We start from the raw sequence: 12473 nt of genomic DNA, 5'->3' as shown, positions 1-12473 counted from the left end.
GGCCGCTGTCTCCACTGTTATTTGGCGGTGCTCGTGGCAGCGGGAGCACGCACCACCTGGCCGGCCTGACTGAGCAGGCAGGCGGCCACGATGTCGTCTTCGAGGTTGATGGCGAGACCACCATCCTTGTCGATGATGAGCTTGAGGAAATCCAGCACGTTGCGCGCATAGAGGGCGGAGGCATCGGCCGCCACCATCGACGCGAGGTTGGTGTAGCCCACCAGCGTGACGCCGTGCTTGACGACCACGCGATCGGCTTCCGTCAGCGGGCAGTTGCCGCCTTGCGCGGCGGCCAAGTCGACCACCACCGAGCCCGGCTTCATGGCCTGCACGGTGGCTTCGGACAGCAGCGTCGGTGCGCGGCGGCCCGGGATCAGCGCGGTGGTGATGACGATGTCGGCCTGGCTTGCGCGTGTGTGCACGAGTTCAGCCTGGCGGCGCATCCAGTCGGGCGGCATCGGGCGAGCATAGCCGCCCACGCCTTGCGCAATCTCACGTTCTTCGTCCGTCAGGAACGGCACGTCGAGGAATTTGGCGCCCAGCGATTCGATTTGCTCCTTCACGGCGGGGCGCACGTCGGAGGCTTCGATGACCGCACCCAGGCGTTTGGCTGTGGCAATCGCCTGCAAGCCCGCCACACCGGCGCCGAGGATCAGCACCCGCGCGGCCTTCACCGTGCCGGCGGCGGTCATCAGCATTGGCATGAAGCGCTGGTAGTGGTTTGCGGCCACCATCACGGCCTTGTAACCGGCAATGTTGGCTTGGGAGGAGAGCACGTCCATGCTTTGCGCGCGCGTGGTGCGCGGCGCGGCTTCCAGCGCGAAGGCGGTGACGTTGGCCGCGGCCAGGCGCGCGGTGTTCTCGTCATCAAACGGGTTGAGCATGCCGACCAGCACGGCGCCGGCTTGCATCTGCGCAAGCTCCGCAGGTTCCGGTGAGCGCACCTTGAGCACGATTTGTGCGCCCAGTGCCTCGGCAGCGGTGCCGATCTTGGCGCCGACAGCCACGTAGGCTTCGTCGGGCTGCGCGGCCGCCACACCGGCGCCGGATTGCACCGTCACCTGATGGCCTTGCGCCACGTACTTCTTGATCGTCTCCGGGGTCGCGGCAACGCGCGTCTCGTCCGCCCGCGTCTCCTGCGGGATGCCGATGTGCATCGTGTTCTCCTCGTTGTGGTGCGCGCGGTGAAGAAGGGCGCGCTTTGATCGGTTTTGTTGAACGATGTGCAGCTTACCCGAAGTTTTTGGCCGGCGGACCAGCCTTAGCACTGACCTTAAAAATGAGAATTTGCTGAGTAACAGGCCGCACGCTCCGAAAACTTTGTTGCAACAGAGTTGCAACTCCGATACGGTGAGCGTTTTTCACGGTTCGATTGTTGCCATGCAGCGTAGACGTTCAACGGTCCGTCCGCATCTGAGGTGGAGTTTGGTTGGAATGGCTTTGTGCGGTGCGTCAGAAATGGCCGGCGCCGAGGTCGCCCCAACGTTTGCGCTGGAAGAGGCCGTCGTGCGCGGCCAGGCAGGGGAACGTTTGCGGGCACGCCGCGCCAGCTCCGCCACCCTGACGGACACGCCGCTCAAGGACGTGCCCCAATCTGTTGGCGTGGTGACACGCACGGCGCTCGACGATTTCGGGGCGGTGCGCCTGGACACCGCGCTCGACTGGGTCAGCGGCATCAGCCGGCAGAACAATCTGGGCGGCATGGCCGACAACTTTGCCATCCGCGGGTTTGCCGGCGACATCAATACGGGCGCTGACTACCTCGTCAACGGCTTTTCGGCCAACCGGGCGAACAACGTGCCGGTGGATGCCATCAACATTGTGCGCATCGATGTGCTTAAGGGGCCGTCGGCGGCGCTGTACGGGCGCAGTGACCCGGGCGGCATCGTCAACATCGTCACGCGTACGCCGCAGTTCAAGCCGTCGCGCGAGATCACGCTGGCGGTGGGCAGCCACGATCAATACCGGCTGGCGACGGAACTGACCGGGCCGCTGTCCGAGCGATTGGCCTACCGCCTGGGTGTGGCGGCGGAGAGCAACCACAGCTTTCGCGATTTTTCGTCGAGCCGGCGCTATGTGATCGCGCCGTCGTTCACGTGGCTGGCGACGGACGATACGGTGGTGACGTATGCGTTTGAAGCGGCGCAACGGAAGGCGCCGTTCGACCGGGGCATCGTCGCCATCAACAAGCAGTTGGGTGCGCTGCCCAATTCGCGCTTTCTGGGCGAGCCGGGGGATGGCGATACGACGGTGCGCACGCAAAGCCATCAACTGACTGTCGAGCATCAACTCAACGAGGGCTGGAAGCTGAACGCGGGGCTGTCGTACCGGACGTCGGCGCTGTTCGGCAAATCGTCGGACGCGTCGCGCTTGCTGGCCGACGGCCGCACGCTGTGGCGCCAGGCGCGTGAGCGTGATTACCACGCCAACGATCTGGCTGCCCGCGTCGACGTGCAGGGCGATGTGCATACCGGTGCGATCAAGCACACGCTGGTGGCCGGTGCCGATTTCTACAACTTCCGCTACGACCCGGTGATGTACCGCGCCAATCCGAGCGCTGCGGCGCCGTATGCGATCGACATCTTCAACCCGGTCTATGGACAACCGCGACCGGCCCTGCGGCCGAGCATCAGCACGCGCGAAACTCAGCGCGGCTTTGGCGCATTCGTGCAAGACCAGATCACGCTGACGCCGCAATGGAAGCTGCTGGCCGGCGTGCGCATGGACCGTTTCCTGCAGCATGCCGACAACCGCCTGACGGGCGAGAGCGTCTCGCAACAGCAGACGGCGTACAGCCCGCGCTTGGGGCTCGTCTATCAGCCGACGCAGACGCTGTCGCTCTACGCCAATACCTCGCGCTCGTTCCGGCCGAATACCGGCACGGGTGCACAGGGCAATGCGTTTGCGCCCGAGCGCGGGCGTGGCTATGAGGTCGGCGCCAAGCTGGAGACCGCCGACGGCAAGTTCGGCGGCACGCTGGCGCTGTATTCCATCGACAAGACCAATGTGCTGACGGGCGATCCGCGTGACCCGACGTTCCAACGCACGGCCGGTGCCGTGCGCAGCCGCGGTGTGGAGCTGGATGTATCGGGCCAGGTGACGGCCAACCTCAAGGTGATGGGCGCGTACGCCTACACCGATGCCACGGTGACGGCCGATACGGTGCTGCCGGCGGGGGCGCCGTTGTCCAACATTCCGCGCCACAGCGCGGGCGTGCTCGGCCTGTATGAGTTCGGTGCCGGAGCGCTCGGCCGGGCTGGCGCGGGCGGTGGTGTGGTCTACGTGGGCGAGCGCGCCGGCAACAGCGTCGACAACGGCTTCAAGCTGCCGGCCTACACCACCGTGCGCCTGCATGGTTACGTGCAGCCGACGCGCGCGCTGCGTCTGTCGCTCACCGTCGACAACCTGTTCGACAAGCGCTACTACGCCAGCTCGTACAACGAACTGTGGGTCGCACCTGGTGCCGAGCGGCAGGTGACACTGGCCGCGACGTACAAGTTCTGAACATGGGGATGCAGCCTGCTCGCGCGTTTTCCCGTGTCGCCGCCATCGATCTGCTGCGCGGGTGGGTGATGGTGCTGATGGTGGTTGACCATCTGCGCGAGTTCTTCTTCCTGCATGCGCAGGTGGTGGACCCGGTCGATCTGGCGGTCACCTCGCCAGCCTTGGCGCTGACACGGTTTGCGAGTCATCCGTGCGCGCCGGTGTTTGTGTTCCTGGCGGGCATGTCGGCGTGGCTGTCGGGACAGAAGCAGGGTGGCGACCGGCGCGTGATTGCGGCACACCTGCTCAAGCGCGGGCTGTTCCTCGTCATGCTGGAGGTGACGGTCGTCAACTTTGCGTGGACGTTCACGTTCCCGCCCACCACGCTGTACCTGCAGGTGATCTGGGCGATTGGCTTGTCGATGATTGCGTTGGCGGGGTTGATCTGGCTGCCGCGCGGCGCGCTGCTGGCGGTGTCGCTGGCGATCGTCGCGGGGCACAACCTGTTGACGGGCGTGTATGTCGCGCCTGATTCACCGTGGCACACGCTATGGGCTGTCCTGCATCAGCGGGATTGGATTGTGTTGGCGGATGGTTTGCGATTGCGCACGTCGTATCCGGTGCTGGCATGGATTGGCGTGATCGGGCTCGGGTATGTGTTTGCGCCGGTGTATGCGCAGCGTTCGCCCGAGGCGCGGCGGACGTTGTGTCTGGCGCTGGGCGCCGCCTGTCTTGCCGGGTTTGCCGTGCTGCGCCTGGTAAATGGCTATGGCGAGCCGAAGCCCTGGGCTGTCTACCCAGATGCACTGACGACGGCCGTGTCATTCCTGAACCTGACCAAGTACCCGCCGTCGCTGGGCTTCCTGCTGGCAACGCTGGGTCTTGGCCTGTGTGCGCTGGCATGGCTGGACCGGTTGCCCGTGCGCGTTGCCACTGTGCTGCAAACGCTGGGTAGCGCGCCGATGTTCTTCTACCTGCTGCATCTGTATGTGCTGCACATCGTCTATCTGCTGGCGCTGCAGATGGCTGGCGCCAACCAGGGCGCGCGTTTCGGCTTTGACGCTGTCTGGCAACTGTGGGTGGTCTGGCTGCCCACCATCGCGCTGCTGTACTGGCCAACGCGCTGGTTCGCCAGGCTGCGCCGCACGGGCCGCTACCCCTGGATGCGCTATTTGTGATGCCCCCGCCATCCCAAGCGGACACGGCCTTGCGCGGCTACAATAACGCCTTGTTTTTGTTGCCTTTTTGCCATGAGCCAAGCCGTTCGTTGGAAACCCAGTGTCACCGTTGCCGCCATCATTGAGCGAGACGGACGCTTTCTGCTGGTTGAGGAGCACACCGATGCCGGTCTGCGTCTGAATCAGCCCGCTGGCCATCTCGACCCGGACGAAAGCCTGGTCGATGCCGTCGCGCGCGAAGCGCTGGAAGAAACCACCTACAGCTTTGTGCCGACCGCCTTCCTTGGCTGCTACATGGCGCAGTTCCAACCGCCGGAAGGCGATCCCGTCACCTATGTGCGGATGGCCTTCACCGGCGAACTAGGGCCGCAAGACGTGCGCCGCACGCTCGACGAGGGCATCGTCCGCACGGTCTGGATGACGCCGGAGGAGATCCGCGCCAGCCGCGAGCGCCATCGCAGCCCGCTGCTGCTGGCCTGCGTGGAAGACTATCTCGCCGGCAAACGCTATCCGCTCGACCTCATCCACACGCACGCCAGCGTGTATGGCCTGGGGACGGAATGATGAGCAACAAGCCGAGCAAAAAGCGCGTCGTCGTCGGCATGTCCGGCGGCGTGGATTCCTCCGTCACGGCGTGGCTGCTCAAGCAGCAGGGCTACGAGGTCATCGGCCTGTTCATGAAGAACTGGGAAGACGATGACGACAGCGAGTACTGCTCGACCCGACAAGACTGGATCGACGTCGTCTCTGTCGCCGACCTGGTGGGCGTGGATGTGGAGGCGGTCAACTTTGCTGCCGAGTACAAGGACCGCGTGTTCGCGGATTTTTTGCGCGAGTACTCCGCTGGCCGCACGCCCAACCCCGACGTGCTGTGCAATGCTGAGATCAAGTTCAAGGCCTTCCTGGACCACGCGATGGCGCTGGGCGCGGACACGATTGCCACCGGCCACTACGCCCGCGTGCGCGAGGTCGATGGCCGTTTCGAGCTCCTCAAGGCGTTCGACCACACCAAGGATCAGAGCTACTTCCTGCACCGGCTGAATCAGGCACAACTCTCGCGCACGCTGTTCCCGCTGGGCGAGATGCCGAAGACGCGCGTGCGCGAGATCGCAGCCGAAATCGGCCTGCCGAACGCCAAGAAGAAGGATTCCACCGGGATCTGCTTCATCGGCGAGCGGCCGTTCCGTGACTTCCTGAACCGCTACCTGCCGACCAAACCGGGCCCGATCAAGACGCCCGACGGCAAGACCATCGGCGAGCACATCGGCCTGGCGTTCTACACGCTGGGGCAGCGCAAGGGTATCGGTATCGGCGGCAGCCGCGATGGCAATGGCGATGCGTGGTACGTGGCGCGCAAGGATATGGCGGCGAACACGCTGTATGTGGTGCAGGGGCATGACCACCCGTGGCTGCTGGCGCATACCGTGCATGCCGATGACCTGAGCTGGGTCGCCGGTCACGCTCCTGCCGAGGGCACCCACATCGGTGCCAAGACGCGCTACCGCCAAGCCGACGCGCCGTGCACGGTGGTGCGCGCCACCGATGGCGCACTCACACTGTCCTTCCCCGAGGCGCAGTGGGCTGTGACGCCCGGTCAATCCGCTGTGCTCTACGACGGCGAAATCTGCCTGGGTGGCGGCATCATTGCTTCGGCCGAAGCGGCTGTGCCTGAGAAGGCAGTCGCCTGAGCGATTTTCGCAACAGTCCGTTGTGACGGCTGCGGCCGTCACGCGGGTCGCGCATGGTCGGTTATGCTGGCGCCCTGATTCGTCTCCACACAGGGTTTGTCATGCTGCCTCGTCGCTATTGGGCCTTCGCGGGTGTTGTGCTGTTGTTTGTCATCACCGCCGGGTTCTGGGCCACAGGACACCTGCTTTGGGCGTGCGCACTCATCCCGGGTCTGCTGGTGCTGCTGGGCATCTACGACGTCACGCAGACGCGCCACTCGGTGCTGCGCAACTACCCGCTGTGGGGCCACTTCCGCTTCCTGTTCGAGTTCATCCGCCCGGAAATCCGCCAGTACTTCGTTGAGGACGACACCGACGAGCGCCCGTTCTCGCGCGCCCAGCGCAGCATCGTCTACCAGCGCGCCAAGGGCGAAGTCGACAGCCGCCCGTTCGGCACCGAACTGGATGTGAAGATCGCTGGGCACGAGTGGATCGGCCATTCGCTGGCGCCCACGCGCATCGCCTCGTCGGACTTCCGCGTACTGGTGGGCGAGGGGCGTGCCAAGCCGTATTCGATGTCGGTGTTCAACATCTCGGCGATGAGCTTCGGCGCGTTGTCGGGCAACGCCATTCGCGCGCTCAATCGCGGTGCCAAGCTCGGTAACTTCATCCATGACACGGGCGAGGGTTCGATCTCGCCGTACCACCGCGAAGAGGGCGGCGACCTGATCTGGGAAGTCGCCTCGGGCTACTTCGGTTGTCGTGATGCGAACGGCCGCTTTGATCCGGACAAGTTTGCCGAGCAGGCGCGCAGCCCGCAGGTGAAGATGATCGAGGTAAAGCTGTCGCAGGGTGCCAAGCCGGGCCACGGTGGGGTGCTGCCTGCGGCCAAGGTCACGCCGGAGATTGCCGCCACGCGCGGGATTCCGATCGGGCAGGATTGCGTTTCGCCAGCGGCGCACTCGGAGTTTTCAACGCCGTTGGGTTTGCTTCAGTTTGTGGACCGGCTGCGCACGCTGTCGGGCGGCAAGCCCACGGGCTTCAAGCTGTGCATCGGACACCCGTGGGAGTTCTTCGGCATCGTCAAGGCGATGCTGGAGTCGGGCATCCTGCCGGACTTCATCGTGGTCGATGGGGCCGAGGGCGGCACGGGTGCGGCGCCGCTGGAATTTACCGATCACGTTGGCACGCCGCTGCAGGAAGGGCTGCTGCTGGTGCACAACACGCTGGTGGGCACCAACCTGCGTGACAAGATCAAGATCGGCGCGTCGGGCAAGATCGTCACGGCGTTCGACGTGGCCCGGACGCTGGCGATGGGCGCCGACTGGTGCAACGCCGCGCGCGGTTTCATGTTTGCGCTGGGCTGCATTCAGGCGCAGAAATGCCACACCGACCGCTGCCCGACGGGCGTCGCCACGCAGGACAAATCCCGCCAGAAGGCACTGGTGGTGCCGGACAAGGCCGAGCGCGTGCATCAGTACCACGACCACACGCTGCATGCGTTGTTGGAGCTGACGCAGGCGGCTGGCCTGCAACATCCGGCGGACTTCCGCGCGCACCACATCGTGCGGCGTGTGTCGGGCAACGAGGTGCAGTTGCTCTCCACGCTGCTCAAGTATCTCGAACCCGGCGATCTGCTCGCCGGGCGGTATCGCTATCAGCTGTACGAGCGCTATTGGCCGATGGCCCAGGCCGAGCGGTTCGACCCGGTGGCGGTGTAACGAAGGTGCCTTACTGCGGCTGGGTTTCGATGAAACTCGGCCGCTTTTCCATGCGCGCGTAGAACGCGGCCAGGTTGGCGTGGCGCTCGCGCCAGTCGATCTGCGGCTGGCGGAAATCGAGGTAACCAAGCGCGCAGCCAACACAGATGTCGGCCAGCGTCAGGTGGTTGCCGTTGCACCAAGTCTTGTCGGCCAGACCTTGCGACATGGCCTTGAGCGCGTCGTCAATCTTGTGGTTCTGGCGCGCCAGCCAGGCTTCACTGCGCTGCTCGGGCGTGCGTTGCGTGTGTTCGATGCGCAGCATGAGCGCGGCGTCGAGCAGGCCGTCGGCCAGCGCTTCCCAGCAGCGCACTTCCACGCGCTCGCGGCCCGCCGGCGGAATCAGGCGTGCCACTGGCGACAGCGTGTCGGCATACTCGGCAATCACGCGTGAATCGAACAGGGCGCCGCCGTCATCCATCACCAGGCAGGGCACCTTGCCCAGCGGGTTGAACTGGTGGATCTGTGTGTCGGCGCTCCAGACGTCTTCCAGCACGAACTGGCAGTCGATTTTCTTTTCGGCCAGCACCACACGCACCTTGCGGGTGTACGGGCTGGCGTGGGATCCGATCAGTTTCATAGGCATGTCATGTTGGAGGCGGAAGTATAGCCGCGCACTTTCCCGCGTGCTCTTGGCGGCGCCCGAGTGCACCTGAGCCAAACGGAGGCTTGCCAAGGCGCCGGATTGGCCCTGAGACCGGCGTGCCGGGTGGTAAAATCATGGGCTTGCTGGGGTGCGCATATGCACCTTGGTTCAACGCTCGATGCAGCGTCCGGGTTGTCCGGATTGAGATTCCCTTCACATTTTTCCCCACCTGCCATGTCGTCGCTTTCCGCACTGACCGCTCTGTCTCCCATCGATGGCCGCTATGCCGCCAAGGCCGATCCGCTGCGCGAGTGGCTGTCGGAAGCCGCTTTCATGCGCAACCGCGTGAAGGTGGAGGTGCACTGGCTGATCGCCCTGTCGCAGGCCGGCCTGGCTGAGATCCCGCGTTTTTCGGCCGCTGCCGAAGGCGCGCTGCTGGCCCTGGTCGAAAACTTTGCCGAGGCAGACGCTGCCCGTATCAAGGAAATCGAAGCCGTCACTAACCACGACGTGAAAGCCGTCGAGTACTGGATGAAGGAGCGCGTGAAGGGCAACGCCGAGCTGGAAGCCGCCAGCGAGTTCATCCACTTCGCCTGCACGTCGGAAGACATCAACAACACCTCGCACGGCATGATGCTCAAGGGTGCGCGCGACACCGTGATCGTGCCGACACTGCGCCGTGTGCAGGCCCGCCTGGTGGAGCTGGCTCACGCCAACGCCGATGTGTCGATGCTCTCGCGCACGCACGGTCAGCCGGCCAGCCCGACCACGCTGGGCAAGGAAATGGCCAACGTGGCCGCCCGCCTGGACCGCGCCATCCGCCGCATCGAGGCCGTCGAACTGCTGGGCAAGATGAACGGCGCGGTGGGCAACTACAACGCGCACCTGTCGGCATATCCGCAACTGGATTGGGAAGCCTTCTCGAAGAATGTGATCGAGACTCGCCTTGGCCTGACGTTCAACCCGTACACCATCCAGATCGAGCCGCACGACTACATGGCCGAGCTGTTCGACGCCGTGGCGCGCGCCAACACCATCATCCTGGACCTGGACCGCGACGTCTGGGGCTACATCTCGCAGGGCTACTTCAAGCAGAAGACCAAGGCCGGCGAGATCGGCTCGTCGACCATGCCGCACAAGGTCAACCCGATCGACTTCGAAAACTCGGAAGGCAACGTCGGCCTGGCCAACGCCGTGCTGCGCCATCTGTCGGAAAAGCTGCCGGTCTCGCGCTGGCAGCGTGACCTGACGGACTCGACCGTGCTGCGCAATATCGGTGTGGCGTTCGGCTACAGCCTGCTGGCCTACGATGCGTGCCTGCGCGGCCTGGGCAAGCTCGAAACCAACCCGTCGCGCCTGGCCGAAGACCTGGACAACTGCTGGGAAGTCCTGGCCGAGCCGGTGCAGACCGTGATGCGCCGCTACGGCATTGCCAACCCGTACGAGCAGCTCAAGGAGTTGACGCGCGGCAAGGGCATCTCGCGCGAGGCACTGCGTGACTTCATCGGCACACTGGCGATTCCGGAAGACGCCCGCAAGCTGCTGCTGGACATGACGCCCGGCAGCTACATCGGCAAGGCAGAAGAACTGGCACGCCGGATCAACGCGCTCTGATCGTTCCGAAAATTTGTTGGGCTGACCCGAAGACAGCCTCCTCCGTACGGTTACGGAGGAGGCTGTTTTGCTATATGGGCTCTGTAGAATGGGCGGTCTTGTTAGGTCAGGCTGCGCTTCTTGTTCATCAAAAAATTTGAATTTCTCGATGAACTTGAGGGGAACCTGCTTGGCCGGATCGCTTCAATAATGCACAAACATTTGGCGCCGTGGTCTTACGTCTTACCGACAGGCGCCGCTTACGAAGAGCGCCCCAAACTGAGGGAACCGATGTCACAAGCTGCCCAATCGAATCTCGCCGCGCGCGCCGCCATGGATGACGGTGCCTACGGCAAGCCTGCCATCGCGCTGCACTGGATCATCGCGCTGCTGATCTTTGCCGCGTTCGGGCTTGGTCTGTACATGACCGATATCCCCGGTTTCACGCCGACCAAGCTGAAGCTGTACTCGTATCACAAGTGGATCGGCGTGACCGTGCTGATCTTTGCCGTGCTGCGCGTGCTGTGGCGCCTGACGCATCCGGCACCGGCCCCGGTGGCAGGGATGCCGAAGTGGCAGCACCGCGCTGCCGAGGGTGCACACCTGGTGCTGTATCTGCTGATTCTGGCGGTGCCGCTGACCGGTTACCTGCTGAGCGTGGCGGCCGGTATCAAGGTTGTCTACCTTGGCGTGTGGGAGATGCCGATGCCGTTCGACAAGAGCGACATGCTGAAGGACCTCTTCCACGAAGCCCATGAGTGGCTGAACTGGACCATGGCCACGATTGTCGTGCTGCACATCCTGGCCGCGCTCAAGCACCACGTCATTGATCGTGATGGCACGCTGCGTCGCATGCTGCCTTTCTTGCGCTGATTCGTGCGCTGATTTCCAAACGCGCTGGTGTGTGCCGGCGCCCGTTGCTTCTCCATCCTGACCGAAGGAGTCTGATGATGAAACGTTTTGTGCGCCCCCGCGCTATCGCCCTGGTTGCCGCCGGCGCGCTGTCGATCGCTGCGCTGTCGGCCACGGCCCAGGTGGATGCTGCCAAGAGCAGCGTCACGGCCACCGGCAAGCAACTCGGCGTGCCGATGGATATCAAGTTCGGCAAGTTCGACGCCGCCGTGAACTACAACGCGGCCAACGTGGCAGCGTCCACGGCCACGGTCAACATCGACATCAACTCTGTTGACGTGGGCAGCAAGGACTACAACGACGAATTGAAGAAGAAGGACTGGTTCAACGCTGCGCAGTACCCGAAGGCCACCTTCGTGTCGTCGGCGTTCAAGCCGGGCGCCAATGGCAAGGTGGACGTGGTCGGCAAGCTGACCATCAAGGGCGTCACGCAAGACGTGACGGCCCCGGTCACCTTCAAGCAGGACGGCGCCAATCAGGTGTTTGAAGGCGCGCTGCCGGTCAAGCGCAACGTGTTCAAGATTGGTGACGGCGAGTGGAAGGACACGTCGGTCGTTGCCGACGACGTGACGATCAAGTTCCGCATCGTCATCGCCAAGAAGTAATCGGAAGTACTCACCTCACCGTTTTTTCCGGCCCTCGTGTGCCGCTTTTATCCGCAGGAGTTCTCATGAAATTGCGTACCCTCGTTGCCGCACTGTCGGCCGTTGCTGCAACCGCCGCCTTTGCTGCACCGTCCACGTACCAACTGGACCCGACCCACACCTACCCGAGCTTTGAAGCTGACCACATGGGTGGCCTGTCGAAGTGGCGCGGCAAGTTCGACAAGTCCAGCGGCACCTTTACGCTCGATCGCGAAGCCAAGAAGGGCTCCATCGACGTGACCGTGCAGACCGACAGCATCAGCTTCGGCCTGCCCAAGATGGACGAGCACGCCAAGAGCGCAGAGATGTTCGATGTGGCCAAGTTCCCGACGGCCACCTTCAAGAGCACCGACATCAAGTTCAAGGGTGATGTGCCGACCGAAGCCGTGGGCCAACTCACGCTGCATGGCGTGACCAAGCCGGCAACGCTGAAGATCAATGCGTTCAAGTGCATGCCGCACCCGATGATGAAGGTTGAGGTATGCGGCGCCGACGCCGAACTCACGTTCAACCGCGACGAATTTGGTATCGACTACGGCAAGAAGTACGGTTTCAACATGGAAACCAAGCTGAAGATTCAAGCCGAAGGCCTGAAGCAGGACACCAGCGTCGCCAAGCAATAAGCGCCACGCGCAGTAACAAAAACGCGC

11 protein-coding genes are annotated in these 12473 nt (G+C 63.9%); 9 read left to right on the top strand and 2 right to left on the bottom strand.

The window, feature by feature from the left end; translation table 11 throughout:
- Positions 1 to 17: 17 nt before the first annotated feature.
- Complete coding sequence (locus C404_RS48225) at positions 18 to 1157, bottom strand: Re/Si-specific NAD(P)(+) transhydrogenase subunit alpha (protein ID WP_021195986.1); 1140 nt, start codon at positions 1155 to 1157, stop codon at positions 18 to 20.
- A 277-nt stretch (positions 1158 to 1434) separates the two neighbouring features.
- Here C404_RS48225 and C404_RS48220 point away from each other — a divergent pair, with 277 nt between their 5' ends.
- The 5 genes from C404_RS48220 to C404_RS48200 all read left to right on the top strand — a co-directional run bounded on the left by C404_RS48220 (position 1435) and on the right by C404_RS48200 (position 8049).
- Positions 1435 to 3504 carry a TonB-dependent siderophore receptor gene (locus C404_RS48220; protein WP_031329703.1) on the top strand — a complete coding sequence of 690 codons (2070 nt, stop codon included), beginning with the start codon at positions 1435 to 1437 and terminating at the stop codon, positions 3502 to 3504.
- Positions 3505 to 3512: 8 nt separating this feature from the next.
- Positions 3513 to 4661 (top strand): DUF1624 domain-containing protein, encoded by a 1149-nt coding sequence (locus tag C404_RS48215; RefSeq protein WP_021195984.1) that lies wholly within the window; start codon positions 3513 to 3515, stop codon positions 4659 to 4661.
- 72 nt (positions 4662 to 4733) lie between these two features.
- Entirely contained in the window at positions 4734 to 5225 is a 492-nt protein-coding gene (locus C404_RS48210) for an NUDIX hydrolase (RefSeq protein WP_021195983.1), read from the top strand.
- The gene (gene mnmA / locus C404_RS48205; protein ID WP_021195982.1) at positions 5225 to 6349 is read left to right on the top strand and encodes a tRNA 2-thiouridine(34) synthase MnmA; all 1125 of its coding nucleotides are present in this window, start codon (positions 5225 to 5227) and stop codon (positions 6347 to 6349) included. Before C404_RS48210 ends, mnmA begins: the two co-directional genes overlap by 1 nt.
- Positions 6350 to 6450: 101 nt before the next feature.
- The gene (locus C404_RS48200; RefSeq protein WP_021195981.1) at positions 6451 to 8049 is read left to right on the top strand and encodes an FMN-binding glutamate synthase family protein; all 1599 of its coding nucleotides are present in this window, start codon (positions 6451 to 6453) and stop codon (positions 8047 to 8049) included.
- Positions 8050 to 8059: 10 nt separating this feature from the next.
- Here C404_RS48200 and C404_RS48195 read toward each other — a convergent pair whose 3' ends face one another.
- Positions 8060 to 8668, bottom strand: coding sequence for a glutathione S-transferase N-terminal domain-containing protein (locus tag C404_RS48195; protein WP_021195980.1), 609 nt, complete (start codon positions 8666 to 8668; stop codon positions 8060 to 8062).
- A gap of 240 nt (positions 8669 to 8908) precedes the next feature.
- Here C404_RS48195 and purB point away from each other — a divergent pair, with 240 nt between their 5' ends.
- The 4 genes from purB (at position 8909) to C404_RS48175 (ending at position 12446) form a co-directional block, all read left to right on the top strand.
- The gene (purB, locus tag C404_RS48190) at positions 8909 to 10288 is read left to right on the top strand and encodes an adenylosuccinate lyase (RefSeq protein ID WP_021195979.1); all 1380 of its coding nucleotides are present in this window, start codon (positions 8909 to 8911) and stop codon (positions 10286 to 10288) included.
- A 270-nt stretch (positions 10289 to 10558) separates the two neighbouring features.
- Positions 10559 to 11140 (top strand): cytochrome b, encoded by a 582-nt coding sequence (locus C404_RS48185; RefSeq protein WP_021195978.1) that lies wholly within the window; start codon positions 10559 to 10561, stop codon positions 11138 to 11140.
- Positions 11141 to 11217: 77 nt separating this feature from the next.
- Positions 11218 to 11784: a YceI family protein gene (locus tag C404_RS48180; RefSeq protein ID WP_021195977.1), complete on the top strand. Its 567-nt coding sequence runs from the start codon at positions 11218 to 11220 to the stop codon at positions 11782 to 11784.
- Between the two features lie 65 nt (positions 11785 to 11849).
- Complete coding sequence (locus tag C404_RS48175; protein ID WP_021195976.1) at positions 11850 to 12446, top strand: YceI family protein; 597 nt, start codon at positions 11850 to 11852, stop codon at positions 12444 to 12446.
- Positions 12447 to 12473 lie beyond the last annotated feature (27 nt).

It is taken from the genome of Ralstonia sp. AU12-08 (assembly GCF_000442475.1).
Classification (GTDB): Bacteria; Pseudomonadota; Gammaproteobacteria; order Burkholderiales; family Burkholderiaceae; genus Ralstonia; species Ralstonia insidiosa.
The sequence above is the reverse complement of the archived record's forward strand: the minus strand, read 5'-3'. Positions and strand labels throughout refer to the sequence as shown.

Coding starts and splice junctions, on each gene's coding strand:
- C404_RS48225 (WP_021195986.1), bottom strand. CDS start 1,157: ATGCACATCGGCATCCCGCAGGAGACGCGGGCGGACGAGACGCGCGTT.
- C404_RS48220 (WP_031329703.1), top strand. CDS start 1,435: ATGGCTTTGTGCGGTGCGTCAGAAATGGCCGGCGCCGAGGTCGCCCCA.
- C404_RS48215 (WP_021195984.1), top strand. CDS start 3,513: ATGCAGCCTGCTCGCGCGTTTTCCCGTGTCGCCGCCATCGATCTGCTG.
- C404_RS48210 (WP_021195983.1), top strand. CDS start 4,734: ATGAGCCAAGCCGTTCGTTGGAAACCCAGTGTCACCGTTGCCGCCATC.
- mnmA (WP_021195982.1), top strand. CDS start 5,225: ATGAGCAACAAGCCGAGCAAAAAGCGCGTCGTCGTCGGCATGTCCGGC.
- C404_RS48200 (WP_021195981.1), top strand. CDS start 6,451: ATGCTGCCTCGTCGCTATTGGGCCTTCGCGGGTGTTGTGCTGTTGTTT.
- C404_RS48195 (WP_021195980.1), bottom strand. CDS start 8,668: ATGAAACTGATCGGATCCCACGCCAGCCCGTACACCCGCAAGGTGCGT.
- purB (WP_021195979.1), top strand. CDS start 8,909: ATGTCGTCGCTTTCCGCACTGACCGCTCTGTCTCCCATCGATGGCCGC.
- C404_RS48185 (WP_021195978.1), top strand. CDS start 10,559: ATGTCACAAGCTGCCCAATCGAATCTCGCCGCGCGCGCCGCCATGGAT.
- C404_RS48180 (WP_021195977.1), top strand. CDS start 11,218: ATGAAACGTTTTGTGCGCCCCCGCGCTATCGCCCTGGTTGCCGCCGGC.
- C404_RS48175 (WP_021195976.1), top strand. CDS start 11,850: ATGAAATTGCGTACCCTCGTTGCCGCACTGTCGGCCGTTGCTGCAACC.